Source organism: Streptomyces sp. NPDC033270 (genome assembly GCF_055576575.1).
This window is the reverse complement of the sequence record NZ_JBVIRA010000023.1, coordinates 106,405-129,479: the sequence shown is the minus strand read 5'-3', so window position 1 is coordinate 129,479 and position 23,075 is coordinate 106,405. Positions and strand designations below refer to the sequence as shown.

22 protein-coding genes and 1 pseudogene are annotated in these 23,075 nt (G+C 71.7%); 14 read left to right on the top strand and 9 right to left on the bottom strand.

Annotated elements, in window-relative coordinates; translation table 11 throughout:
* Positions 1-28 precede the first annotated feature (28 nt).
* The 3 genes from ACZ5XZ_RS28420 (at position 29) to ACZ5XZ_RS28410 (ending at position 2,896) form a co-directional block, all read left to right on the top strand.
* Positions 29-553: a GNAT family N-acetyltransferase gene (locus tag ACZ5XZ_RS28420; RefSeq protein ID WP_468982938.1), complete on the top strand. Its 525-nt coding sequence runs from the start codon at positions 29-31 to the stop codon at positions 551-553.
* 137 nt (positions 554-690) lie between these two features.
* Positions 691-981 (top strand): DUF4229 domain-containing protein, encoded by a 291-nt coding sequence (locus ACZ5XZ_RS28415; protein WP_468982936.1) that lies wholly within the window; start codon positions 691-693, stop codon positions 979-981.
* Between the two features lie 538 nt (positions 982-1,519).
* Entirely contained in the window at positions 1,520-2,896 is a 1,377-nt protein-coding gene (locus ACZ5XZ_RS28410) for a dicarboxylate/amino acid:cation symporter (RefSeq protein WP_468982935.1), read from the top strand.
* Between the two features lie 114 nt (positions 2,897-3,010).
* Here the strand turns inward: ACZ5XZ_RS28410 and ACZ5XZ_RS28405 are convergent, their stop codons facing one another.
* Complete coding sequence (locus ACZ5XZ_RS28405) at positions 3,011-3,886, bottom strand: alpha/beta fold hydrolase (RefSeq protein WP_468982933.1); 876 nt, start codon at positions 3,884-3,886, stop codon at positions 3,011-3,013.
* 143 nt (positions 3,887-4,029) lie between these two features.
* Here ACZ5XZ_RS28405 and ACZ5XZ_RS28400 point away from each other — a divergent pair, with 143 nt between their 5' ends.
* Entirely contained in the window at positions 4,030-4,770 is a 741-nt protein-coding gene (locus tag ACZ5XZ_RS28400; RefSeq protein WP_468982931.1) for a TetR/AcrR family transcriptional regulator, read from the top strand.
* Here ACZ5XZ_RS28400 and ACZ5XZ_RS28395 read toward each other — a convergent pair.
* Positions 4,767-4,910, bottom strand: a complete 144-nt coding sequence (locus ACZ5XZ_RS28395; protein ID WP_468982929.1) for a hypothetical protein — start codon at positions 4,908-4,910, stop codon at positions 4,767-4,769. The genes ACZ5XZ_RS28400 and ACZ5XZ_RS28395 overlap by 4 nt on opposite strands.
* A 397-nt stretch (positions 4,911-5,307) precedes the next feature.
* Between ACZ5XZ_RS28395 and ACZ5XZ_RS28390 the strand changes: the two genes are divergently transcribed.
* Entirely contained in the window at positions 5,308-7,212 is a 1,905-nt protein-coding gene (locus ACZ5XZ_RS28390; RefSeq protein WP_468983036.1) for an AMP-dependent synthetase/ligase, read from the top strand.
* A 60-nt stretch (positions 7,213-7,272) separates the two neighbouring features.
* Here ACZ5XZ_RS28390 and ACZ5XZ_RS28385 read toward each other — a convergent pair whose 3' ends face one another.
* Positions 7,273-7,542, bottom strand: a complete 270-nt coding sequence (locus tag ACZ5XZ_RS28385) for a hypothetical protein (protein ID WP_468982927.1) — start codon at positions 7,540-7,542, stop codon at positions 7,273-7,275.
* Positions 7,543-7,565: 23 nt separating this feature from the next.
* On the opposite strand from ACZ5XZ_RS28385, the pseudogene ACZ5XZ_RS28380 reads away from it, so the two are divergent.
* Positions 7,566-7,787: pseudogene (locus ACZ5XZ_RS28380) on the top strand (helix-turn-helix domain-containing protein); the annotation flags it as partial.
* A gap of 233 nt (positions 7,788-8,020) precedes the next feature.
* On the opposite strand, the gene ACZ5XZ_RS28375 reads toward ACZ5XZ_RS28380, so the two are convergent.
* From ACZ5XZ_RS28375 to ACZ5XZ_RS28365, 3 genes are all read right to left on the bottom strand, one after another.
* Positions 8,021-8,332: a hypothetical protein gene (locus ACZ5XZ_RS28375; protein ID WP_468982924.1), complete on the bottom strand. Its 312-nt coding sequence runs from the start codon at positions 8,330-8,332 to the stop codon at positions 8,021-8,023.
* Positions 8,333-8,346: 14 nt separating this feature from the next.
* Positions 8,347-8,484 (bottom strand): hypothetical protein, encoded by a 138-nt coding sequence (locus ACZ5XZ_RS28370; RefSeq protein WP_399146476.1) that lies wholly within the window; start codon positions 8,482-8,484, stop codon positions 8,347-8,349.
* Between the two features lie 457 nt (positions 8,485-8,941).
* A complete protein-coding gene (locus ACZ5XZ_RS28365) occupies positions 8,942-9,145 on the bottom strand; it encodes a cold-shock protein (RefSeq protein ID WP_003984261.1) in 204 nt (67 codons plus the stop codon).
* Positions 9,146-9,463: 318 nt separating this feature from the next.
* Between ACZ5XZ_RS28365 and ACZ5XZ_RS28360 the strand changes: the two genes are divergently transcribed.
* Positions 9,464-10,291: a menaquinone biosynthetic enzyme MqnA/MqnD family protein gene (locus tag ACZ5XZ_RS28360; RefSeq protein ID WP_468983033.1), complete on the top strand. Its 828-nt coding sequence runs from the start codon at positions 9,464-9,466 to the stop codon at positions 10,289-10,291.
* A gap of 19 nt (positions 10,292-10,310) precedes the next feature.
* On the opposite strand, the gene ACZ5XZ_RS28355 is transcribed toward ACZ5XZ_RS28360, so the two are convergent.
* The gene (locus tag ACZ5XZ_RS28355) at positions 10,311-11,318 is read right to left on the bottom strand and encodes an alpha/beta hydrolase (RefSeq protein ID WP_468982923.1); all 1,008 of its coding nucleotides are present in this window, start codon (positions 11,316-11,318) and stop codon (positions 10,311-10,313) included.
* Between the two features lie 166 nt (positions 11,319-11,484).
* Here ACZ5XZ_RS28355 and ACZ5XZ_RS28350 point away from each other — a divergent pair, with 166 nt between their 5' ends.
* From ACZ5XZ_RS28350 to ACZ5XZ_RS28330, 5 genes are all read left to right on the top strand, one after another.
* Positions 11,485-13,368, top strand: coding sequence for a serine/threonine-protein kinase (locus ACZ5XZ_RS28350; protein WP_468982920.1), 1,884 nt, complete (start codon positions 11,485-11,487; stop codon positions 13,366-13,368).
* 148 nt (positions 13,369-13,516) lie between these two features.
* Positions 13,517-14,716 carry a cyclic dehypoxanthinyl futalosine synthase gene (mqnC, locus tag ACZ5XZ_RS28345; RefSeq protein WP_468982919.1) on the top strand — a complete coding sequence of 400 codons (1,200 nt, stop codon included), beginning with the start codon at positions 13,517-13,519 and terminating at the stop codon, positions 14,714-14,716.
* A 7-nt stretch (positions 14,717-14,723) separates the two neighbouring features.
* On the top strand, positions 14,724-15,269 hold the full coding sequence (locus ACZ5XZ_RS28340) for an imidazolonepropionase-like domain-containing protein (RefSeq protein WP_468982918.1): 546 nt from the start codon (positions 14,724-14,726) through the stop codon (positions 15,267-15,269).
* 280 nt (positions 15,270-15,549) lie between these two features.
* Positions 15,550-16,248, top strand: a complete 699-nt coding sequence (locus ACZ5XZ_RS28335) for a demethylmenaquinone methyltransferase (protein ID WP_468982916.1) — start codon at positions 15,550-15,552, stop codon at positions 16,246-16,248.
* A 274-nt stretch (positions 16,249-16,522) separates the two neighbouring features.
* A complete protein-coding gene (locus tag ACZ5XZ_RS28330; RefSeq protein WP_468982915.1) occupies positions 16,523-18,940 on the top strand; it encodes a hypothetical protein in 2,418 nt (805 codons plus the stop codon).
* A gap of 144 nt (positions 18,941-19,084) precedes the next feature.
* Here the strand turns inward: ACZ5XZ_RS28330 and ACZ5XZ_RS28325 are convergent, their stop codons facing one another.
* Complete coding sequence (locus ACZ5XZ_RS28325) at positions 19,085-19,603, bottom strand: GNAT family N-acetyltransferase (RefSeq protein ID WP_468982913.1); 519 nt, start codon at positions 19,601-19,603, stop codon at positions 19,085-19,087.
* Between the two features lie 97 nt (positions 19,604-19,700).
* Between ACZ5XZ_RS28325 and ACZ5XZ_RS28320 the strand changes: the two genes are divergently transcribed.
* Together ACZ5XZ_RS28320 and ACZ5XZ_RS28315 are read left to right on the top strand one after the other, a co-directional pair.
* On the top strand, positions 19,701-21,008 hold the full coding sequence (locus tag ACZ5XZ_RS28320) for a geranylgeranyl reductase family protein (RefSeq protein ID WP_468982911.1): 1,308 nt from the start codon (positions 19,701-19,703) through the stop codon (positions 21,006-21,008).
* A 184-nt stretch (positions 21,009-21,192) separates the two neighbouring features.
* Complete coding sequence (locus ACZ5XZ_RS28315) at positions 21,193-21,648, top strand: carboxymuconolactone decarboxylase family protein (RefSeq protein ID WP_468982909.1); 456 nt, start codon at positions 21,193-21,195, stop codon at positions 21,646-21,648.
* 92 nt (positions 21,649-21,740) lie between these two features.
* Here the strand turns inward: ACZ5XZ_RS28315 and ACZ5XZ_RS28310 are convergent, their stop codons facing one another.
* On the bottom strand, positions 21,741-22,538 hold the full coding sequence (locus tag ACZ5XZ_RS28310) for a C40 family peptidase (RefSeq protein WP_468982908.1): 798 nt from the start codon (positions 22,536-22,538) through the stop codon (positions 21,741-21,743).
* Between the last annotated feature and the right edge of the window lie 537 nt (positions 22,539-23,075).

The window sequence follows — 23,075 nt, the reverse complement described above, 5'->3', positions numbered from 1 at the left end:
GTCGGAGGGCGGGTTTAGGGTCCGGGGTATGAGCGTGCGTTTCGACCCGGATCCTCCCGTCACCCCCGAACTCCGCGACGGGATCTGCGCGTTGTGGGCGGAGGTCTCCAACGCCGACGGCGCTGTCGGCTTCGTCCCGCCGGTGACGACGCAGGATGTCCGGCCCGAGCTGCTCAAGCATCTGACGGCCATGGCCGAGGGCCGGGCGCGCCTGCTGGTCGGGCGGGACGCGGACGACCGGGTCGTGGCGACGGCGTTCCTCACCCTCAACACGCACCGCCTGATGCGGCACTGGCTGTGGGTCTACACCGTCATGGTCCACCCCTCCCTCCAGGGCCGCGGCGCGGGCCGCCGGCTGATGGCCGCCGTCGCCGAGGCCGCCCGCGGCATCGACGGCATATCCGGCATCCGGCTCACCTGCCGCGGCGGCACGGGCCTGAGCCGCTTCTACGGGGCCTGCGGCTACAAGGAGGTCGGCCGGGTCCCCGGCGCCATCAAGGTCGCCGACGACGACTTCCGCGACGACGTCACGATGTGGCTGGAGCTGGGCTGAGCCGGGCGCCGGGGCGGTCCGAGGCGGGGCGATCCGTGGCGGGGCGGCCCGCGACGGGGGCCCGGAAGATCGTCGGCGGCGCTGTGCTTGACTGGAAGAAGAACCTTTCGGTTGCCGTTGAGAAGAAGGTCCCGTCCGTGAGTAGCCACAAGTTCGCCACGCTCCGCTACACCGCCCTTCGCATCGGCCTGTTCGTCGCCTGCTTCGCGGTGGTGTGGGCGCTGGCCTACTTCCACGTCATCCCGCTCGCCGTGGGCGCGTCCAACACCGTGTGGATGCTGCTGCTCGCCATCGTGATCTCCGCGCCCCTCAGCTTCGTGCTGCTGCGCAAGCAGCGGGATGCGATGTCCGAGCAGATCGTCGCCAAGGTCGACCGGCAGCGCGAGCGGCTCGCGGCCAACGCCGGCCAGGAGGACGGCCTGCTCTAGCGGCCGCCCCACGCAGCACGAACCACGCAGCACGAACCAGTACGGACCAGGTAGTGCAGACCTTCCGCGTGGTACAGACCTTTCTGTAAGACGCCTCACAGTCGGCGGGCACCCCGCCGGCGCAGTACCCGACACCTTTCAGGCGCCCGTCGCCGTGGGCATCGCTCCACGGCCGGGCGCCTGCCGCGTTGTTGACCGGATCCGGCGGCTGCCGTGCTCGTCGGCGGGCGGCTTCGCCGTCCCCGCGTCCGCGGTGTCCCCGCCCGCCACCCCGGTCGGATCTCAAAGATTTTCTTTGGGTCCCTCAAAGTTCAAGTGTTAACGTACTTGCCATGAAGACCGCAGCCGCGCCCCCGTCACCCATGAGCGTTCCGCTCGTGGCGCGCCTGCACGTCGATCTTTGCCGCTGTATGTCCGCGGCCTGTTGCCGCCGCTGACCGACCTCGTCCAGCGGCCGGAGATCCTGTCTGAAGCACGGACCTCCTGGCGCTCTTTTCTGCCGTTTCCCCACGTCTTACCTGTCCCCGGAGTGTGTCCGTTGTCCACGTCTGCCGAGACCTCCCAGTCCGCACAGACCCCCAAGGCCCCCAAGGCCTCCCGAATACCCAAGGTCCCGTTCTGGGCCCAGATCCTCGCCGGCCTCGCCCTGGGCGTGCTGCTCGGCGGGATAGCCAAGAGCGGTGACATCGGCTGGCTCACCTCCACGCTGGCGCACATCGGCGACCTCTTCGTCCAGCTGCTGAAGCTGGCCGTCGCCCCGCTGGTCTTCTTCGCGATCCTGGTGTCGATCACCAACCTGCGGCAGGTCAACAACGCCGCCCGGCTCGCCTCCCGCACCCTGCTGTGGTTCATGGCCACCTCGCTGATCGCCGTCGCGATCGGCCTGGCGATCGGCCTGCTCACCCACCCCGGCGCGGGCACCGGCCTGACCCCCAAGGACGGCAAGCTCCCCGAGCACGCCGGCTCCTGGATCGACTTCCTGACCGGCATCGTCCCCACCGACATCATCACGCCGTTCACCGAGCTCAACGTCCTGCAGATCGTCTTCATGGCGGCCGTCGCCGGTATCGCGGCGCTGCAGCTCGGCGAGAAGGCCGAGCCGGTCCTCAAGGTCAGCCGCTCGGTCCTGGAGCTGCTCCAGAAGGCCCTGTGGTGGGTCATCCGGCTCGCCCCGCTCGGCACCGTCGGCCTCATCGGCAACGCCATCGCGACGTACGGCTGGAACCTGATCGGCAAGTACGCGACCTTCACCGTCGACATCTACGTCGGCTGCGCCCTGGTGCTCTTCGGTGTCTACCCGCTGCTGCTGTCGACCGTCGCCAAGGTCAACCCGCTGCAGTTCTTCCGCGGCGCCTGGCCCGCCATCCAGCTGGCCTTCGTCTCCCGCTCGTCGGTCGGCACCATGCCGGTCACCCAGAAGGTCACCGAGCGCCTCGGTGTGCCGCGTGAGTACGCCTCCTTCGCGGTGCCGTTCGGCTCGACGACCAAGATGGACGGCTGCGCCTCGATCTACCCGGCGATCGCCGCGATCTTCATCGCGCAGATCTTCGACATCCCCCTCGGCATCGGCGACTACCTCCTGATCGCGTTCGTCTCGGTCATCGGTTCCGCCGCCACCGCGGGCCTGACCGGCGCCACGGTCATGCTGACCCTGACCCTCTCCACCCTGGGCCTGCCCCTGGAGGGCGTCGGCCTGCTGATGGCCATCGACCCGATCCTGGACATGATGCGCACGGCGACCAACGTCGCCGGCCAGGCGCTGGTCCCGATCCTGGTCGCCGCCAAGGAGAAGATCCTGGACCGCGAGGCGTACGCGGCCGCCACCAGCATCCGCATCGGCGACGGCGACAGCGGCGCGACCGCGGCCACCGAGACGGAGCCCACGGCCGTCCCCGTCGCGGCCGCCGCGAGCTGACACCCCCTCGCACGCCGAACGGCGCCCCCGCAGCCAGTGCACACCGGCTGCGGGGGCGCCGTTCGTATGGCCGGGCGCCGGGCGCCGGGCGTGGGGCGTAGGGGGCAGGACGGGTCAGCGGGCCGCCGTGGTGTGCGCCAGGATCGCGTCGGCCAGCGGGCCGTGTACGGCGGGCGGCAGCGCGTGCCCCATCCCCGGGATCTCGACCACGTACGCGCCGTTGACGCACTGCGCGAGGTGCTGGGGGTGCGGCAGTGGGAAGACCGGTTCGGCGGGCGCGGAGACCACGAGGACCGGTACGCGGTTGCCGGCGAGTTGTTCCGTACGGAGCATCCCGGAGTCGTCCGCGCGGGCGTGTGCGGTACTCACCCCGTGGTGCCCCGTGTGGGCGATGACACCCTCTTCCAGGGAGCGGAAGAAGTCCGCGTCGAAGGGGAGTTGGTCACCGGCGAGTACCCGCCAGTGTTCGAGCCGGCGCCGCAGCTCCGCCTCCGGGCTGTGATCCTCCACCGGGCGGGCCCACAACTCCAGGACCTCGGGCGCGATACCAGGGAGTTCGCCGACCGGGACGGTGCCGCCGTCGGGGCGGGTGTAGGGGGTGGTGCTGAGGGCACAGGTGCCGAAGAGAGTGGCGCTGAGTACTCGGTCGGGGTGGTCGGCGAGCAGCATCTGGGCCAGCATGCCGCCCAATGACATGCCGACGATGTGTGCCCGCGCGATGCCCAGCCCGTCCAGGACCGCGATCGCGTCAGCGGCGAGGTCCGCGATCCGGTAGGGCCGCTCCTCGAACGGCCGGCTGGAGCGGCCGGTGTCGCGGTGGTCGTAACGGATGACCCGGTGGTGCGCGGCCAGCGCGTCGACCAGCGGATCCGGCCAGCCGACGCCGGTGGCCTGGGCGCCCATGATCAGCAGCAACGGGGGAGCGTCGGCGGCGCCGCGCTGCTCGGTCCACAGCCGGATGCCGGGGGCGGCGTCGATGAACTGCTGCACGGTCTGTCCTCCACAGGAGAGGTAGGGGCACATGGCCATCCACAACATGACGAGACGTATCGTCTCGTTGCGGCGGAGATTCTGTCAAGAAACCAGGGGCGGGAGGCGAAGATCGTAAAATTACTCGTCAGTAACGGGGTGGGATGGAGGGACTTCCAGGGGTGGGAGCTGTGAAGAGCAAGCGGGTGCCACGGGCGATCCGGGAGCAGCAGATGCTCGACGCCGCGGTGCTGACGTTCGCGCGGCGCGGTTACCGGACTGCTTCGATGGACGAGATCGCAGAGATGGCCGGAGTCTCCAAGCCGCTGGTCTATCTCTACCTGAATTCGAAGGAAGAGCTGTTCAGCGCGGTGATCCGGCGGGAGGCCGCGGCGCTGGTGGCGGCCGTGACCGCGGCCGTCGAGCCGGCGGCGACGGCCGACCGCCAACTGTGGAGCGGCCTGCAGGGCTTCTTCGCGCACACCGCCGAGAACCCGGACGGCTGGGCCGTACTGCACCACCAGGCCCGGACGCACGGCGAGCCGTTCGCCCGCGAAGTCGCCGCGCTGCGGGCGGACATCGTCGCCTTCGTCACGGAGGTCATCGGTATGGCCGCCAAGGAGGCGGGCTGCGTCGGCGAACTGGCCGACCGCGAGGTGGCGGGCCTGGCGCACGCCCTGGTGGGCGCGGCCGAGTCGCTCGCCGAATGGGCCAACGTCCGTACGGACGAGGGGCCTTCGGGGGAGCGGGAGCATCCCACGGCGAAGGACGCCGCGGCCACGATGATGAATTTCGCCTGGGCGGGCCTCGGCCGCCTGATGGGCGGGCAGCGCTGGACGCCGGGCGGACTCGCCGGTCGCGAGGGCCACCCGGCGCCTATGGACGAGGGGGAGGACACCCTCTAGCGCCGATCGCCCCGCTGGCCGGTGGTGAACCGTCCGCCACCGGCCGGCGCGGCGGCCGCCCGCCGCCCGCCGCCCCGCTTCGCCGGGCGCTCGGACGCCTTCTCCTCCGGCCCCTCTTCCACCTCCGGCCCCTCTTCCACCTCCGGCTCCTCCGCCACCTCCGGCGGCTTGCGCCCGGCCCACCCGGCCGGAAGGACCAGGTCACGCCTCCTCAGGCCGGGCCGGAAGTCCCGGACTTTGCGCCCGGGGCATTGGCCGGCTGCCGCTCCTCGCGTAAATTTACCGCGAAGTAAGGTTACTGACGCGTCAGGAGTCGGGGGCAACTCTGCGACGCCGTCAGGCAGTTGGGTCGCGCCCGCCCTCCCCGGGGCGTCCGGCGCGCCCGTCACCGCACTCCGCACGAGAACCGAGGAGCCGCTCGTGTCCCACCAGGAAAGTGCACCCGCCGGAACGGCCGAGACCCCCCGACACGCTCCCGGAACCAACCCCCGGAACAACCCGGGAAAGCCCCCCGTCCCCACCCCTGCCGAACCCCGGATAACCCTCCACAACGGCGAGGTCCGCGAGGTCTACGTACCCCCGCTCGCCCCGCCCGTGGACCGCGGCTCGCTCGGCGACCTGCCGTTCGCCAACGCCGCCGAGGCCCCCACCGACATCGCCCTCGCCCGCAAACAGCCCAGCGGCACCTGGCGCGACATCACCACCGCCGAATTCGCCGCCGAGGTGCACGCCGTGGCCAAGGGTCTGATCGCCTACGGCCTCCGCCCCGGCGACCGCCTGGCGATCATGGCCCGTACGACCTACGAGTGGACGCTGATCGACTTCGCCGCCTGGGCCGCCGGCCTGGTGACCGTCCCCCTCTACCCCACCTCCTCCGCCCACCAGGTGCAGTGGATCCTGCGCGACTCCGGCGCCCGCGCCTGCGTCGTCGAGGACGTCGAGGAGACCCGTCTGATCAGCGGCATCCGCACCGAACTCCCCGCCCTGGACCACCTGTGGCAGTTCAACACCGGCGCCGTCTCCCAGCTCGTCTCCGCGGGCCGCAACCTCCCGGACGAGGCGGTGGACGAGCGCCGCGCCGCCACCGGCCCGTACTCCCTGGCCACCCTCGTCTACACCTCGGGCACCACCGGCCGCCCCAAGGGCTGCGCCCTCACCCACGCCAACTTCTTCGCCGAGGTCGACAACGCCGTCGAACTCCTCCACCCCGTCTTCACGTCGGTGAGCGCGGAGCCCGCCTCCACCCTCCTCTTCCTGCCGCTCTCCCATGTCTTCGGCCGGATGGTCGCCGTCGGCTGCCTGCGCGCCCGCGTCCGCCTCGGCCACGCCCCCAGCATTCAGACCGACGACCTGCTGGCCGACCTGGCGGCCTTCCGGCCCACGTTCCTGCTCGCCATCCCCTACGTCCTGGAGAAGGTCTACAACACCGGCCGTGCCACCGCCGAGAAGATGGGACGCGCCTCCTCCTTCGACCGCGCGGCCCGCATCGCCCGCTCCTACGGCGAGGCCGTCGAAGCCAGAGAGCGCTCGGCTTCCGAAGGCCGGCTGAAGAGCCGAGGCGGAGCGAGGCGGAGCGGTGCGGGCTCCGGCCCCGGCGTCGCCCTCAAGGCCGCCCGCAAGCTCTACGACCCCCTGGTCTACCGCCGCATCCGCGCCGCCCTCGGCGGCAAGGTCCGCTACGTCATCTGCGGCGGCTCGCCCCTCGGCCACCGCCTGGCGGCCTTCTACGCCGGCGCCGGCATCGAGGTCTTCGAGGGCTACGGCCTGACCGAGACGACGGCCGCCTCGACCGTCACCCCGCCCCAGCGACCCCGCATCGGCACGGTCGGCCGGCCCCTGCCCGGCACGGCCGTACGCATCGCCGACGACGGCGAGATCCTGCTGTACGGCGGCCATGTCTTCGCCGGCTACTGGGACCCGGCCCTCGGCGCGGCCCGCCCCGCGACCGACCAGCAGGGCTGGCTGCCCACCGGGGACCTCGGCGCCCTGGACGCGGACGGCTATCTGACCATCACCGGCCGCAAGAAAGAGATCATCGTGACGACCGGTGGCAAGAACGTCGCCCCGGCGCCCCTGGAGGACCGCCTCCGCTCCCATCCCCTGATCGGCCAGTGCATGGTCATCGGCGACAACCGTCCGTACATCACCGCGTTGATCACGCTGGAGCCCGACGGCCTGGCCCACTGGCGCCAGATGCACAAGAAGCGGGATGTGCCGCTGGCGGCGCTGGTCCGCGACGAGCGGCTGCTCGCCGATCTCCAGCGCGCCGTCGACGACGCGAACGAACTGGTCTCCCGCGCCGAGTCCATCCGCCGCTTCGCCGTCCTCCCCGCGGATTTCACCCCGGAATCCGGGCATCTGACCCCTTCGCTCAAGCTCCGGCGCACCGCCGTGGCCCGCGATTTCGCCAAAGACATAGCGGCGCTTTACGAAACGAGGTGACAACGGAAGCGCATCTGCTCTGGAGCGAAAGCCCTCGGCGCGTCAAACTGGAACCCCGTGTCACCTCTGTGGGGGAGGTGGCACGGGGTCTCTTTGCCTGCCTCTTTTCCGGCCTCCGCACCCCGCTGCCGCTTTGCGGAGCGCTTCGATGAGCTTGCGCGCCGTGGCCGTGTTGCAGTTACCGAGCGCGACCAGCGCCGGCAGGTAGGTACCGGCGAGCGCCGGCAGCTCCACGCCGAGCGACGGCAGCGTGATCCCGTTGTCCTTGAGTGCGGCACGCAGCAGTTCGGTGCAGCTGTGCACGTCGAGCGATCGGGTTGTGCAGCGCAACTTGCGGACAATGGCGGTGAGTTATGCCTCCTCGTGAAGACCCCGATGGCTCGGCGAGCGTTCCGGCTTTCTACGGCGCCGAGTTGCGCTACAAGCGCGAGGCGGCGGGCCTGACGCTCGAACCGCTCGCGGAGGGCAGCTTCCGCGGCGTCTCGTTCCTGAGCCAGATCGAACGCGGTGAGCGGCGAATGCCGGAGGATCTGGCCCGGCACGTCGACGAGAGGCCGAAGACGGACGGGCAAATGCAGGAGGAGCAGCAACACCAGGACGAACGCCAGCCGTGCGCCTACGGAGGCCCCGTGCGCCCCGCGGATCTTGAAGACCGCGCCGAGTGGCGGACGTACCAGGGGTCGTGCGCGGTGAGGGGCCCGGGGCCTCTCGCGTCCGTTGGTGTCAGGCTCATGCCTCACGACCCACGCTATCCACGAGGCCTGTTGTAGACAGCGCACCACCTCGCCCCTACAGCACACCGCGGGCTCTACCTCGGCGGTAACGCCACCGCCGTCTGCATCTCGCAGGCGTTGCACCAGAACGCCCAGCCGTTGGCGTCGACGGAGCGCGATCCGCACGCCAGGCACGGGTCGCCCACGAAGCTCGCGGCGACCCACGCGCCGGCCGTCGCCGCCCGGCGACCGGCGGCCGCGCATTCGTCGGCGTAGCAGGGGATGCAGACCCCGCCCTGGCGGCCGGGCAGCTTCATCGAGCGTATGCCGCAGGTGGAGCACGGGAGTTTGCCGACGTACTGCGCGTCCAGGCCGACCGGCTTGCCGTTTCTGCTGAAGGCTGCCACGCCTCCGCCTCCTCTTACGCCAGTACGGTTCCGGTGCCGCCGCATCCGGAGCACTGCGTGATGACTTCGTCGCCGGTCGGCGTCTCCCAGACCACGGTGCCTCTGCCGCCGCAATCGGGGCAGGGCTTCTGCGGGGGCAAGTGCTCGCTCATTCTGCCCACGGTAGGCCGCCCCATGTACCGATGTGACCACTTTCCGTGATCGCTTCGATACGCGGGCGGGTTGGGGGCCGACTCGGGGGCGTCCGCGGGGTGTTGGGGGCTCGGGCGGGGCGGGATCGTCACCGGAGTGCTGAGTGCCTGAGTGCTGAGTGCTGGAGTGCCGGCGGGCCGGATGCCGGATGGCGGATGCCGGATGGCGGAGTGGCGGATGCCGGAGTCCCGGAGCGGCGGCGGTAATTGTGGTGCGTTCCGGTTGTTTGGCGTTTTGTGTTTCCCGGTGCGCAATGGGGTGGGCGGGAAAATGTCATGTAGCTGCCATTTGCGCGCCCCGGTGCGGAACCGGGGACGGCGGACAAAAGGCAGGAGCCCCGCTCGCCACCGGAGTGGCGGAGCGGGGCTCCTTAGGTACTACGTTGAAGCGACCTGGAAGAATTCCGGGCCGGGCAACTTAGACCGGCGTAACGTTCTCCGCCTGCGGACCCTTCGGGCCCTGCGTGACGTCGAAGTTCACCTGCTGGTTCTCCTCCAGGGAGCGGAAGCCAGAGGCGTTGATCGCCGAGTAGTGGACGAAGACATCCGGGCCGCCGCCGTCCTGGGCGATGAAGCCGAAGCCCTTTTCAGCGTTGAACCACTTGACGGTTCCGGTAGCCATAAGCCCTCCTTGGGCCAAAGGGTTGCCCTGCTCCAGAACCTGCAAACAAGTCTGAAAACTACAAAAGCCTGCGGGTCACATGCTCCGCAGGCTTTGTACTGCAAGGGAAACCAAACTGCAACTTGCGCTGAGCGTAGCATGGGGCCCTCGTGAGGCGGAAGAGCCAAAGATCACGTTTAACCGTCAGCACTCATGTCCGTACGCGGCCCCGCCTCGTCGGCCCTTGAGCGGCGGGTCTAGCCTCCGCATGTGGACAATTCAACCTTCGGAGACACTCCCGCAGGAGTCGATGGCGACCACCGTCGCAGCCGGCCGCGGGTGGGCCACATCCAGTTCCTGAACTGCCTGCCCCTTTACTGGGGCCTCGCCCGTACGGGCACCCTGCTCGATCTGGACCTGAGCAAGGACACGCCGGAGAAGCTCAGCGAGCAGCTGATCCGCGGGGAGCTGGACATCGCGCCGGTCACGCTCGTGGAATTCCTGCGTGCCGCCGACGATCTCGTCGCCTTCCCGGACCTCGCGGTCGGCTGCGACGGCCCGGTGATGTCCTGCGTGATCGTTTCGCAGAAGCCCCTGGAGGAGCTGGACGGCGCCCGGGTAGCCCTCGGTTCGACCTCGCGGACCTCCGTACGGCTGGCGCAGCTGCTGCTGGCCGAGAAGGTGGGGGTGCGGCCCGACTACTACACCTGCCCGCCCGACCTCGGCCTGATGATGCAGGAGGCGGACGCGGCGGTGCTGATCGGGGACGCCGCGCTGCGGGCCAATCTGCACGACGGGCCGCGGCTCGGCCTTGAGGTGCACGACCTCGGGCAGATGTGGAAGGACTGGACGGGCCTGCCGTTCGTCTTCGCCGTGTGGGCGGCCCGGCGCGACTATCTGGAGCGTGAGCCGACCATGGTGCAGCGGGTGCACGAGGCGTTTCTCGCCTCCCGCGACCTCTCGCTGGAGGAGGTCGCCAAGGTCGCCGAGCAGGCGGCCCGGTGGGAGACCTTCGACGAGCCGGTGCTGGAGCGCTACTTCACCACGCTGGACTTCCGCTTCGGGGCCGATCAGCTGCGGGGTGTGGCGGAGTTCGCCCGCCGGGTCGGGCCGACGACCGGGTTCCCGGCGGATGTGAAGGTGGAGCTGCTGGGAGGCGCCCGGTAGCCGGCACCCCGTAGCCCGGTCAGTCCGACGGTGTCGGGCCGCGCAGGAGCTTGCTGACGGCCTCCAGGCTCGCGTCCCGCATGCCCCGGATGTAGCCCTTGGCGTTGTGGCCGCCGTCCTGGATGACGTGCAGGTCGGCGGTGATCGGGCCCTTGGCGTACCGGCGGATGAAGCGCTCCAGGTTGGCCCGGCCGCCCTCCTTGGTTCCTATCTGGAACTGGAGGTGGACGGGCGGGGCGTCGGGGCGGCGGGCGAGGCGGGCGGCGAGCCGCTCGGGGTCGTTGGCCCGCTTCTCCTTCTCGTGGCCGCGCCACAGGGGGGAGTCCGGGCGGGTGTCCGGGCCGCTGGCGATCACCGCCCGGAAGCGGTCCGGGTGCTGCAGTACCTGCTTGAGGCCGGCGAAGCCGCCGGACGAGGAGCCCATGAACGCCCAGCCGTCGCGGCTGGGGAAGGTCCGGAAGGTGGCCCTGACCAGGTCGGGGACGTCGTCGGAGAGCCAGCTGCCCATCTTCGGCTGCCCCGGTATGTCGCTGCCGTCGTAGTAGTGGCGGCGGTCGGGGTTGAGGACCGGCATGACGACGACGAAGGGCTTGCTGCGGCCCAGCGCGGTCAGGTCGGTGAGGGTGCGCTGCAGGTTGAGGTCGGTGCGCATCCAGTAGTTCGTCGGGTAGCCGCGGCCGCCGGGCAGCGCGATCAGGACCGGGAACGCGCTGTGGCGGTAGCGCTCCTCGTAGTACTCCTTGGGCGCCCAGGCCCACACCTTCCCGGTGAAGCCGGACTTCTTCCCGTGGAGCGTCGTCACGCCGATCCTGGTGCCGTCGGCGAGGGTGTCGGCCGTACGGAACGGGGGCTGCGGGCCGGCCAGCGGACGGCCGAAGGACATCGGCTCGCCGGTGCCGGGGAAGACGTTGCCGTACTTGACGACGGGGAAGGCGCCGAGCCCCAGGGCCGTGATGACCGCGCCGATGAGGAGCGCCCGTTTCCTTGTGATGAGGAGCGCCCGTCTCCTTGCCTTGCGGATGTGCACGGGTTCGTTCTCTCCGGACGGTCACGCTGCCGCTGGGCAGGCCTGCCGCTGGAGGCAGGAAGGGCGAGTTACTCCCTGTTTGACGGGGAAAGTGGGGGAGCGGGTTCACGGGGCCGGGCATGACATGGGTCATAAGCTGGGTGCGCCGTACGGAGGGGGAGGCGCGATGGAGCCGCTGGCAGGGAACGATCCGCGGGTCCTGGGCGGATACCGGCTGCTGGGCCGGCTCGGCGCGGGCGGGATGGGCCGGGTCTACCTCGGGCGCAGCGCGGGCGGGCGGACGGTCGCCGTCAAGGTCGTGCATCCGCACTTCGCCGTCGACGACGAGTTCCGGGCCCGCTTCCGGCGGGAGATCGAGTCGGCGCGGCGGGTGGGCGGCGCCTGGACCGCGCCGGTGCTGGACGCCGACCCGGACGCCGAGGTCCCCTGGATCGCCACCGGTTATGTCGCCGGCCCCTCGCTCGCGCAGGCCGTCGCCGATGTCGGGCCACTGGCCGAGCGCTCCGTACGGGTCCTGGGCGCCGGGCTGGCCGAGGCGCTGGCCGCGGTGCATGCGCTCGGGCTGGTGCACCGGGACGTCAAGCCCTCCAATGTGCTGCTGACGCTGGACGGGCCGCTGCTGATCGACTTCGGTATCGCGCGGGCCACGGAGGGCACGGCCTCGCTCACCTCGACGGGGGTCTCGGTGGGGTCGCCCGGCTACATGGCGCCCGAGCAGATCCTCGGCAAGAAGGCCGGGGGTGCCGCCGACGTCTTCTCGCTCGGCGCGGTGCTGGCCTTCGCGGCGACCGGTGCCAGCCCGTTCCCGGGTGACTCCTCCGCCGCCCTGCTCTACAAGGTCGTCCACGAGGAGCCGGAGCTCGGCCCGCGGCTCACCGGTGAGCTGCGGGAGCTGGTGGCCTCCTGCCTCACGAAGAACCCCGCGGACCGCCCCGCCCCCGAGGCGCTGGCGGCCCGTCTCGCAGGGGAGGGCAGCGGCGGCGCGGCGGGACTGGTGCGGGCCGGCTGGCTGCCCGGCCCGCTGGTGGAGCGGGTCAGCCGGCAGGCGGTGGAGCTGCTGAACCTCGATGCGGGAGAGGGGGCCGGCGCGGACTCGGGGACGGGGACGGCGACCGGGGCGGGCGTGCCGGGTGCGGTGCCCGGAGGGGCGTTCGGGCCGCCGGATCCTTCGTACGGGGCGGCCGGCGGGGTCGCGTCCGGTGGCGTCACGTTCGGCGGATCGGGCGGGGCGGCGTCCGGTGGGGTGGCGTCGGGGCTGGTGCCCTTCGACGCGCAGGCCCAGGCCGAGGGCGCCTCGGGGATCTCCGCCCAGGTGCCCGCCCAGCCGCCCGGCCCTCCGCCGCGGCCCGCGTCCTGGCCGGCCGCCGGTCAGGCGGCGCCACCGGGTCCCGCCCACCCCCCAACCACCCCCGGTATCGCCGACCTGCCGACCGGGGCCGCGGGGCCCGCCGCGCCCAAGGAGCGGCGGATCGCGCTGACCGGTGCGGTGGCGGGCAGGGACCGCCCGCGGCGGGTGAGTTGCACGCTGGTGCTGTCGGTGGCCGGGGCGCTGGCCGCCGCGACGACGGCGGCGTTCGTCTTCCGCCTGCTGCCGGGGACGGGCTCCGACGCCGACGCCGGACCGCAGACCGGCGCCAAGCCGCCGGCCGACGGCTCGCCCACGGCCGGTCCGACCGACCCCGCGGACCCCCGAGGCGAACCCACCGTCGCCAAGCCGTTCCTCGGCACCTGGACCGGCAGCATCACCACGGCGCACGGGATCCCCAACGGCACGATGACCAGCACCATCGAGGCCGGCGGCAAGGGCGACTACGTCATCCACACGGTCTACGACGCGGTGCTGGTGCGCTGCGCGGCCAAGGCGAAGCTGGAGTCGGCCACCGCCGGCCGGCTGGTGCTCGTCGAGCGCCCGGACGGCAAGCAGGGGCCGGGCTGCACGGGCAACAAGTCCCGGGTGACGTACACCCTCGGCAAGGGGGGCGCCACGATCGCGTTCACCTCGGACGACGACGCGGGCGGCACGCCGAAGGCGACGCTGACCAAGCGCTGACCCGGTGCCAGGCCGAGTGCCGGGCCGAGTGCCCGGCCCAGTGCCGGGCCGAGCGACGAGGCCGCGCGGCCCGGCCGCCAGCGAGGCTGTCGGACCCCTGACGTACGCTGGTTCAGTCGTGATGCCCGCCTGCGAAAGGGACGCCCCGGTGACCGAGAACGCCGACCTCCAGTCCGTACTCGACCGCGCAGCACAGGGCGGCCGCATCACGCCGGAGGAAGCGCTCGACCTGTACCGCTCCGCGCCGCTGCACGCGCTGGGCCGCGCCGCCGACGCGATCCGCCGCCGCCGCTACGCCGGCACCGAGCACATCGCGACGTACATCATCGAACGCAACATCAACTACACCAACGTGTGCGTGACGGCCTGCAAGTTCTGCGCCTTCTACGCCCCGCCCAAGGACACCGCCAAGGGCTGGACCCGCGACCTCGACGACATCCTGCGCCGCTGCGCGGAGACCGTCGAACTGGGCGGCACCCAGATCATGTTCCAGGGCGGCCACCACCCGGACTACGGCGTCGAGTACTACGAGAAGCACTTCTCCGCCATCAAGAAGGCCTTCCCGCAGCTGGTCATCCACTCCCTCGGCGCGTCCGAGGTCGAGCACATGGCCCGGATCTCCAAGGTGTCGGTCGAGGAGGCCATCGAGCGCATCCACGCCGCGGGCCTGGACTCCTTCGCGGGCGCCGGTGCCGAACTCCTCCCGGCCCGCCCCCGCAAGGCCATCGCGCCGCTGAAGGAGTCCGGCGAGCGCTGGCTGGAGATCATGGAGACGGCCCACGGGCTGGGTGTGGAGTCGACGTCCACGATGCTGATGGGCACCGGCGAGACCAACGCCGAGCGGATCGAGCATCTGCGGATGATCCGCGACGTCCAGGACCGTACGGGCGGCTTCCGCGCCTTCATCCCGTACACCTACCAGCCGGAGAACAACCACCTCAAGGGCCAGACGCAGGCCACCCTCTTCGAGTACCTGCGCATGATCGCCATCGCCCGGATCTTCTTCGACAACATCGCGCACATCCAGGGCTCGTGGCTGACCACCGGCAAGGAGATCGGCCAGCTGTCGCTGCACTACGGCGCGGACGACCTCGGCTCGATCATGCTGGAGGAGAACGTGGTCTCCTCGGCCGGCGCCAAGCACCGCTCCAACCGCATGGAGATCATCGACCTGATCCGCAAGGCGGGCCGGGTCCCGGCGCAGCGCGCCACGACCTATGAGCACCTGGTCGTGCACGACGACCCGGCCAACGACCCGGTCGACGACAAGGTCGTCTCGCATCTGTCCTCGACGGCCATCGAGGGCGGCACGGCCCACCCGGAACTGAAGTTCGTCGAGGCGAACTGAGCCGCCGGTGCTGACACTTCACCGTGTGCGGGGGGTCCGGCTCGTGCACGACGGAGAGTTGGCCGAAGGGCATGCGGTCGTCGTGGACGGCGCCCGCCTCGCCGCCATCGGCCCGTACGAGGAGCTGCTGGCGGCCTACCCGGCGCGCATCCGCGAGTGGGACGGCGTACTGACCCCCGGCCGCTACGAACCGGACGGCGCCGCGCTGCTGGAGGCCGCCTACCACCCCGACCCGCGCGAGGCCGACGAGCTGGGCGGCGAGCCGATCACGGGCGAGGCGCTGGCGGCCCTCGCCATGACCGACGCCCGCTGGGGCGCCAGCGCCCGCCGCGGGCTGCAGCGCCTGCTGGCCGCCGGGACGACCGCGCTGACCGGTCCGTTCACCCGGCCCGCGGTCCGCACGGCCGTCAAGCGGTCCGGGCTCGCGGAGCTGCCGGGCCCCCGTACCCGCGCGCTGACCATCGGTGGCCCGGCCGACTTCGCGGTCTTCGCGGCGGACGGCAGCGCGCTGGCCACGGTCCTCGCCGGCCGCCTGGTCCACCGCCGCCGCTGATCGCGGCCCCGCCGCGGCCGGCTCCGTCAAGGCGCCGTCAACGCGCCCCCGCCGCACGTCAGGGCGGCGTCAACACAAGCGGAACGAGGCATTCTCGGCGGCATGATCGTTGTCGCGGGGACGGCCGGCGCCGGCCGCTCACGATGCGCTGCGCACCGCTGGACCGCCCGGATGTTCTGAGGGGGGCAAGCCGGCCGTCCCCGACCAGACCTCCGGCCCCGGGGCCCGCCGGGCCGTGCCCGGTGCGGGGCGCCGCCGGCGCACGGTGGACAATGGCCGGGTGACCCGAGCATCCCTGGACAAGCAGCCGCACGAAGTCGCCGCGATGTTCGACGACGTGGCGGCACGGTACGACCTCACCAACGACGTGCTCTCCCTGGGGCAGGCGCGGCTGTGGCGCAAGGAGGTGGACCGTGCGGTGGCCGCCCGGCCCGCCGAGCGGGTGCTCGACCTCGCGGCCGGCACCGGCACCTCCTCGCTGCCGTTCGCCCGCACCGGTGCGCACGTCGTGCCGTGCGACTTCTCCGTCGGCATGCTGAGGGAGGGCAAGAAGCGGCATCCGTGGCTGCCGTTCACCGCCGGTGACGGGACCCGGCTGCCGTTCGCGGACGATGTGTTCGACGCCGTGACCATCTCCTTCGGGCTGCGCAACATCCAGGACACCGATACCGCGCTGGCGGAGCTGTACCGGGTCACCAAGCCCGGCGGCCGGGTCGTGATCTGCGAGTTCAGCGAGCCGACCTGGGCGCCGTTCCGGACGGTCTACACCGAGTACCTGATGCGTGCGCTGCCGCCGGTCGCCCGCGCGGTCAGCAGCAACCCGGACGCCTACGTCTACCTCGCCGAGTCCATCCGCACCTGGCCCAACCAGCCCGAACTCGCCGCCAGGCTGCAGGGCGTGGGCTGGACCAAGGTCGCCTGGCGCAACCTGACGGGCGGGATCGTGGCGCTGCACCGGGGGACGAAGCCGACGGTCTGAGGCGGAGCCGGGGGCCGCGGCGCCCGGGCCCGGCGGGATTCGGCATCGCTCGGCATTGGTCGGCATCGCTCGGACTCGCGCGGACTTGCTCGGACTCGCTTGGGTAACTCCGCATCACCGGGCACGCACCGACGGGAACCATGCGTGGGGCAGTGATGTCCCTACGTTCGCCCGCGGTAGCTGTTCGCGCTGCCCCTTGATCTCCCCGGAGTCCGCTTTGTCGTCGTTCTGCCCGGACTGTGGTTCTGCCTCGCCACCCGAGGCACGCTTTTGCATGGGCTGCGGCCGGGAGCGGCAGGCCGCCGCGCCACCCGCCCCCGACGGGCCGCCGCCCCCGCCGCAGCCACCGGTCCCGGGGCAGCCGCCGGCCCCCGCCGCGCCGCCCGGCCCTCCCGCGTACGCCGCGCCCGCCCAGCCCTCGGCCGTGGGCGCCCTGCTCGCCCGCACGGTGCGGGGCGACTGGAAAGCGGCGGCCAAGGTCGCCGCCGGGCCGACGCTGCTGCCGCTGGTACTGGCCTCGGTGCTGGCGATGTTCCTCTCGGACGACGCGCACTCGGGCGGGCTCGGCTGGGGCGTACGGATGCGGATCGCGCTGGCGCTGCTGCTGCAGAGCGTCGGCGGCGGGGTCACCCTCGCCGGAGACGCCGGGGCGTCCCTGGGGTCGTTCGGCGAGGGGCTCTCGGGTGAGGCCACGCTGTCGCTGGTGCCGCTCGTGGTCACCCTGGCATGGGCGGGCCTGCTGGCGGCGGCCGCCCGCCGGTTCGCCGCCGCCCCTTCGGCCACCGCCGTCGGGGCGCCCATAGCGGGGCCGGCGGCAGACGCCCGGACCGCCGTGCTGGAGACCGTCCTGCGGGTGGCCGCGCTCTGCGGCGCCGGCACCTTCGCCCTGGGCCTGCTGGCCCAGCCCTCCTACAGCGGCGTCGAGTTGTCGTCCGCGCCGTTCCTCGCGCTGCTGTGGTCCTTCCTGCTGGCGGCCGCGGTGTGCGGCGCCGCGGTGGGGCGCGGTGAGGCGGGGGCCTGGCTCGCCGCCCGGCCCGCCTGGCGGATCGGCCTCGGGGCGCTGCGCACCGCGCTGCTCGCGCTGGTGGCCGTCGTCGCCCTGGCAGGCGTCGTCGCCGTCGTGGTGCTGCTGACCAACGCCAAGGACCTCGACGGCGGCGGGGTCGTCGCGGCGCTGGTGCTGCTGCCCAACATCGGTGCGCTGGCGCTCGCGATGGCCTGGGGCGCGCCGGTCAACGCCGAGTGGAACCTCCCCGCCATCCCGTTCCTGGACTCCGGCCGACAGTCGCTCGGCTATGGCGAGCTGAGCCATCTGGGCGGCGGCTGGGTGCTGTTCGGTGTGCTGGCCGGCGGTCTGGTCGGTGCGCTGCTGGTCGGCTTCCTGGTCGTACGGCGCAGCGCCGACCGCCGCGAGGCGCTGCTGTCCGCGGGCTTCTTCGTCGTCTCGCTGGTGCTGCTGGTGCTGGTCGCGGGCGCGAGCGTGAGCGCGACGTTCCGTGCCGGGAGCGGTGACGGATACGGCTACGGGGACGGCTACGGCAGCGGCTACGGCGGCGGGTACGGGAGCGGGTACGGCGGCCGCCTCGCCGGCGCGCACGGTGAACTCGCCGCGGGCGGCGCCGAGACGCTGCTGTTCGCGTTGCTGTGGACCTTCGGCGCGGTGCTGGTCGTGCCGTACCTGCTGCGGATGGTGGGGCGCGGCGCCGGGCCGGCCGCACCGGCCCCCGGCCCGTACGGTGCCGCCCCGGCAGCGCCGTACGGGGCCCCGGGTGCCGCCCCGGCCGCGCCCATGGCGGCCGCTCCGGCACAGGCCGTCCCGGGCGCCGCTCCGGCCGCTCCGGGCACTCCCCACCCCCCTGCGCCTGCCGCGCCCGCACCCTCGGCGCCTGCTCCCGCCCCGCCGACCCCCACCGCGCCCGATCTGCCGCTCGTGCAGTCCGGGCCGGACCCGGCGCCGGAGCCGCCCAGGCCCCGCCGCCGTGCGCTGAAGTGGCTGGCGCTGGCGCTGGCCGCGTTCCTGGTCGGCGGCGGGGCGACGGCCGGTGCGCTGTACTTCACCAAGCACCGCGGCGGCGACCACCAGAGCACCGACCACGGCGACGGCAAGAAGGCCGACAAGCCGGCCCCGGCCAAGAGCGCGCCGCCCGCGCAGGGCCCGTCCGCGACCCCGACCCCGGCGCCCGGCGCCACCGTGAGCGGAGAGCCGACCGGCACCCCTACGGACCAGGCCACCGCCGGACTGCCCGCCGGCTTCGTCCAGAAGTACGACCCCAACGGCTTCTCGGTCGCGGTGCGGAACGACTGGAAGCGGGATCCCAAGGGCACCCAGACCGACTACAAGGCTCCGGTCGGCAAGCAGTACCTGCGCATCGGCGTGATCGCCAACGCCCCGCAGTCCTCCTACGACAACTTCCTGACCATGGAGAAGGGCGCCCAGAAGCGGACGAACTACCAGCGCATGGAGCTGAAGCGGAACACCTTCCACAGCAGCCCGGGCGCCCGCTGGGAGTTCACCTACGTCAACGACACGGGCAACACCGTCCACGCCGTCGACCAGGCCTATCTCGCCGCCGACGGCACCGAGTACAGCATCTACTACGAGTGCCTGGAGGCGCTGTACGCGCCGGAGACCGACAAGATCTTCAGCACCGCGCTCGCCACCTGGTCGGTCAGCGACGTGGACGTCGACTAGGCGCGGGCCGACGTCGACCAGGGGCGGACCAGGGGGCGTTCCCCCTGATCCGCGTGGGACGCGCGAGGGCGCCGCGGGAGGACCGCGGCGCCCTCGCGCGCGTCGTTCAGCCGGCTCGTCGCGCCGGCCCGACGGCGCCGGCCCTCACACGTCCAGCCGGTGGCAGTAGGCCGTCCGCTTCCCGTGCGGCGTGAGAACCGTCTCCGCCCGCCGCATCCCCAGGCGCCGGGTCACCGCGAGGGACCGCTCGTTGCGGGCGTCGACCATCGCCACCACCTGGCGCACGCCGGCCTTCCGTACGCGTTCCAGGGCGAGTTGGGCGGCCGCCGTGGCGTACCCCTTGCCCCAGTAGGCGCGGCCCAGCCGCCAGCCGATCTCTATCTCGCCCTTGGGGCCCCACTCGTGCGGCCAGGGCTGGGCGCCGGTGAAGCCGATGACCGCGCCGTCCGCGGGGTCGAGCATGGTGTAGAGGCAGAAACCCCGTTCCGCGTCGTGGAGCCGCTGGCGGGCGGTCAGCTCCTCGTACACGGACAGTTCGGCCGATGCGCCGCCGTGGAACTCCATCACATCGGGGTGGTCGAAGAGGCGGTGCCAGTTCATTGCGTCCTCGTCGGTGGGGACGCGCAGCTCGACGGACGGGAGCGACTGCGGAGGTCTGTTCATGGACCAACCCTTCAGGTTCTGATCACATACGCCCCCATAGACTGCACGTGCCCAGTGCCGGTCGGCACCCAGATATCGACTTCCGGGAGACCTCGCCGTGACGGAGTCCGTGACCGCGTCAAAGACCACGCCCCGCTCCGAGCACAGCGCGGACGTGATCGTCGTCGGCGCCGGGCCCGCCGGCTCGACGACCGCCTACCACCTCGCCAAGTCCGGACTGGACGTCCTCCTCCTGGAGAAGACGGCCTTCCCCCGCGAGAAGGTGTGCGGCGACGGCCTCACCCCGCGTGCCACCAAGCAGCTGGTCGCCATGGGCATCGACATCTCCGAGGAAGCGGGCTGGCTGCGCAACAAGGGCCTGCGGATCATCGGCGGCGGCTCCCGACTCCAGCTCGACTGGCCGGATCTCGCCTCGTACCCGGACTACGGACTCGTCCGCAAGCGCGACGACTTCGACGAGCAGCTGGCACGGCAGGCACAGAAGGCCGGCGCGCGGCTGCACGAGCGCTGCAACGTGGGCGCCCCCATCATCAACGAGCTGACCGGCCACATCACCGGCGTGCACGCCAAGCTCGGCGACGACAAGACCCCGGTCACCTTCCACGCCCCGCTCGTCGTCGCCGCGGACGGCAACTCCACCCGGCTGTCGCTGGCCATGGGCCTGCACCGCCGCGAGGACCGCCCGATGGGCGTCGCCGTCCGCACGTACTTCACCTCGCCCCGCCACGACGACGACTACCTGGAGTCCTGGCTGGAGCTGTGGGACCGCCGCGGCGCGCAGGACCGGCTGCTGCCCGGCTACGGCTGGATCTTCGGCATGGGCGACGGTACGAGCAACGTCGGTCTCGGCGTGCTGAACACCTCCGCCTCCTTCAAGGAGCTGGACTGGCGCGAGATCCTCAAGGCGTGGTGCGCCTCGATGCCCGCCGACTGGGGCTACACGCCGGAGAACATGACCGGCCCGATCCGCGGCGCCGCGCTCCCCATGGCCTTCAACCGCCAGCCGCACTACACCAAGGGCCTGCTGCTGGTCGGTGACGCGGGCGGCCTGGTCAACCCGTTCAACGGCGAGGGCATCGCCTACGCCATGGAGTCCGGCTCCATCGCCGCCGAGGTCATCGTGCAGGCCCAGGCGCGCGCCACGTACGCCCAGCGCGAGCTGGCCCTGCAGCGCTACCCCAAGATCCTCAAGGACACCTACGGCGGCTACTACTCGCTCGGCCGCGCCTTCGTGAAGCTGATCGGCAACCCCAAGGTCATGAAGATCGCCACGCAGCGCGGTCTGACCCACCCGCTGCTGATGCGCTTCACCCTGAAGATGCTCGCCAACCTCACCGACCCCACGGGCGGCGACGCGATGGACCGCATCATCAACGGTCTGTCGAAGGTCGCACCGAAGGCGTAACGGCCCTGGTGGCAGCCCCGGTGGGCGGTCTTGGGGGCGGCCTCGGAGAAATTCCGGGCCGCCCCCGTCACATTCTCCGGCCGGTATCCGTCAGTGCGGTGACGAGGAGATTCCCGGACGGGATCTCCCGGCGCGCGGCCTCCCGGTGGGGGCCCGCCGGACGGCACTTCGGAGGAGAGCAGTGATGGAAGCACGCATGAAGAACCCCGCGGTGGTCATCCCCGAGGCCATGCAGCCCCTTCTCGACGTGGTGAAGGCGACGCGGCGGGGCGGGGTGCCGGAGGAGACGCTGGAGCTGGTGCATCTGCGGGCCAGCCAGATCAACGGCTGCAGCTTCTGCGTCGACGGTGGCGTCAAGAGCGCCCGCAAGGCGGGTGTCGGCGACGACAAGCTGTTCGCGGTCGCGGCCTGGCGGGAGGCGCCGTACTTCTCGGACGCCGAGCGCGCCGCCCTGGCGCTCGCCGAGTCGGCCACCCGGCTCGCCGACAGCTCCGACCCGGTGCCGGACGCCGTGTGGGACGACGCCGCCGACCACTTCGACGAGCAGCAACTGGCGGCGATCGTGCTGACGATCGGGATCACCAATCTGTTCAACCGGCTCAACGCGACCACCAAGCAGCCGGCGGGCGCGGGCTGGTAGCGGCCGCCACCCCGTACGCCCTACGTCGAAGGACCGCCCCTCCCGAGCCGGGGGAGGGGCGGTCCTTCGTCAGTACCTGGTGGGCGGCGGTCCTACAGGACGCGCACCGCGCCGGTGGGCATGTCGTAGCTGAGCGGGCGCTCGACGATGCCGGTGCTGGAGTTCTGGGCGCCGATGAACTTGCCGTCGCCGATGTAGACGCCGACGTGGTAGGCGCTGCCCGCGCTGCCCCAGTAGAGGATGTCGCCGACCTGGAGGTTGGACAGGCCGACCTGGGTGCCGGCGGTCGACTGGTCCTGCGACACCCGCGGCAGGTCGATACCGATCTGGTTGAACGCGGCCTGCGTCAGACCGGAGCAGTCGTACGACGAGGGGCCGCTGGAGCCCAGCACGTAGGCCTTGCCCAGCTGCGCCTTGAGGAAGGCGATGAGGGTGGCGGTGGAGCCGGTGGCGGTGGAGGTCGACGGCGCGGACAGGGTCGTCCGCTCGTCGGAGCGCGAGGCACGGGCCTGCGCGGCCTCCTTGGCCTTGCGGGCCTCCTCGGCCTTCTTCTTGGCCTCGGCCTTGGCCTTCTTGACGGCCTCGGCCTTGTCCTTCTCCGCGGCCTTGGCGGCCTTGGTGAAGACGCTGTCCTGGAGCGCCTGACGCTCGTAGTTGAACGCGACCTGCTCGGCGGTGTCGGCGCTCTTGGCGGCGCTGGTCGCCAGCGCCGTCGTGATCGTCGGCATCTCCTGGGTCTCGGAGACGGGCTTTTCCGCGGCGTTGGCCGGCACGGTCGCGCCGGTCACCGCGAGAGTGAGGAAGCCACCGGTCACGCCCGCACGCAGGGCCCGCGAGGACGCGGAACGGCGGGGCTTCCGGTGGCTGGGTATGAGTGCGTTCGGGGACATGGCAATAACGGCTATCAGGCGCCGGAGGTTGCTGCCAAGAAAGGTGCAGTGCGCCACACTTGACGCGTACGCGACGAACAAAAGGGACTTTTGGCCGTCCGTCGACTCGGCGGCGCGATGTCCGAATTTCGCGATCATGTTCCTACGCACGGCATTTGCTGCTCGGTGCGCCTCCGGCGGGGGCCTATCACTTCCCCACGCGCCACGCCAAGGCTTCCCATCCGTCAAGAACTCAGTGCTCTAAATAGCGTGGGATAGGTCACTCTTGAGTGTCCGTTATGTTCCCGTGATCCGGCACGGCCGGTCGCTCGTGAACCGGAGCACGTACCGACGATCACGGCCGGGTCACGAGCGGGTCACGCCGACGGGTCGGACTCCTATAGCAGTTGGCCGGGTCCAGCACCAATTTGCCTGGGATCGGCGCCACTTGATAATGGCACCACCACCCTGACCAGCGGTAACCCGTGTGAATGTCACCTCTCGTGATCACTCGCGCGCTTCGCGTACGAAGATCACTGCTCATCCGACTTCATGATC

Coding starts and splice junctions, on each gene's coding strand:
- ACZ5XZ_RS28420 (WP_468982938.1), top strand. CDS start 29: ATGAGCGTGCGTTTCGACCCGGATCCTCCCGTCACCCCCGAACTCCGC.
- ACZ5XZ_RS28400 (WP_468982931.1), top strand. CDS start 4,030: ATGGAGGGACTTCCAGGGGTGGGAGCTGTGAAGAGCAAGCGGGTGCCA.
- ACZ5XZ_RS28370 (WP_399146476.1), bottom strand. CDS start 8,484: ATGAGCGAGCACTTGCCCCCGCAGAAGCCCTGCCCCGATTGCGGCGGC.
- ACZ5XZ_RS28365 (WP_003984261.1), bottom strand. CDS start 9,145: ATGGCTACCGGAACCGTCAAGTGGTTCAACGCTGAAAAGGGCTTCGGC.
- ACZ5XZ_RS28350 (WP_468982920.1), top strand. CDS start 11,485: ATGGAGCCGCTGGCAGGGAACGATCCGCGGGTCCTGGGCGGATACCGG.
- ACZ5XZ_RS28330 (WP_468982915.1), top strand. CDS start 16,523: ATGGGCTGCGGCCGGGAGCGGCAGGCCGCCGCGCCACCCGCCCCCGAC.
- ACZ5XZ_RS28325 (WP_468982913.1), bottom strand. CDS start 19,603: ATGAACAGACCTCCGCAGTCGCTCCCGTCCGTCGAGCTGCGCGTCCCC.
- ACZ5XZ_RS28315 (WP_468982909.1), top strand. CDS start 21,193: ATGGAAGCACGCATGAAGAACCCCGCGGTGGTCATCCCCGAGGCCATG.
- ACZ5XZ_RS28310 (WP_468982908.1), bottom strand. CDS start 22,538: ATGTCCCCGAACGCACTCATACCCAGCCACCGGAAGCCCCGCCGTTCC.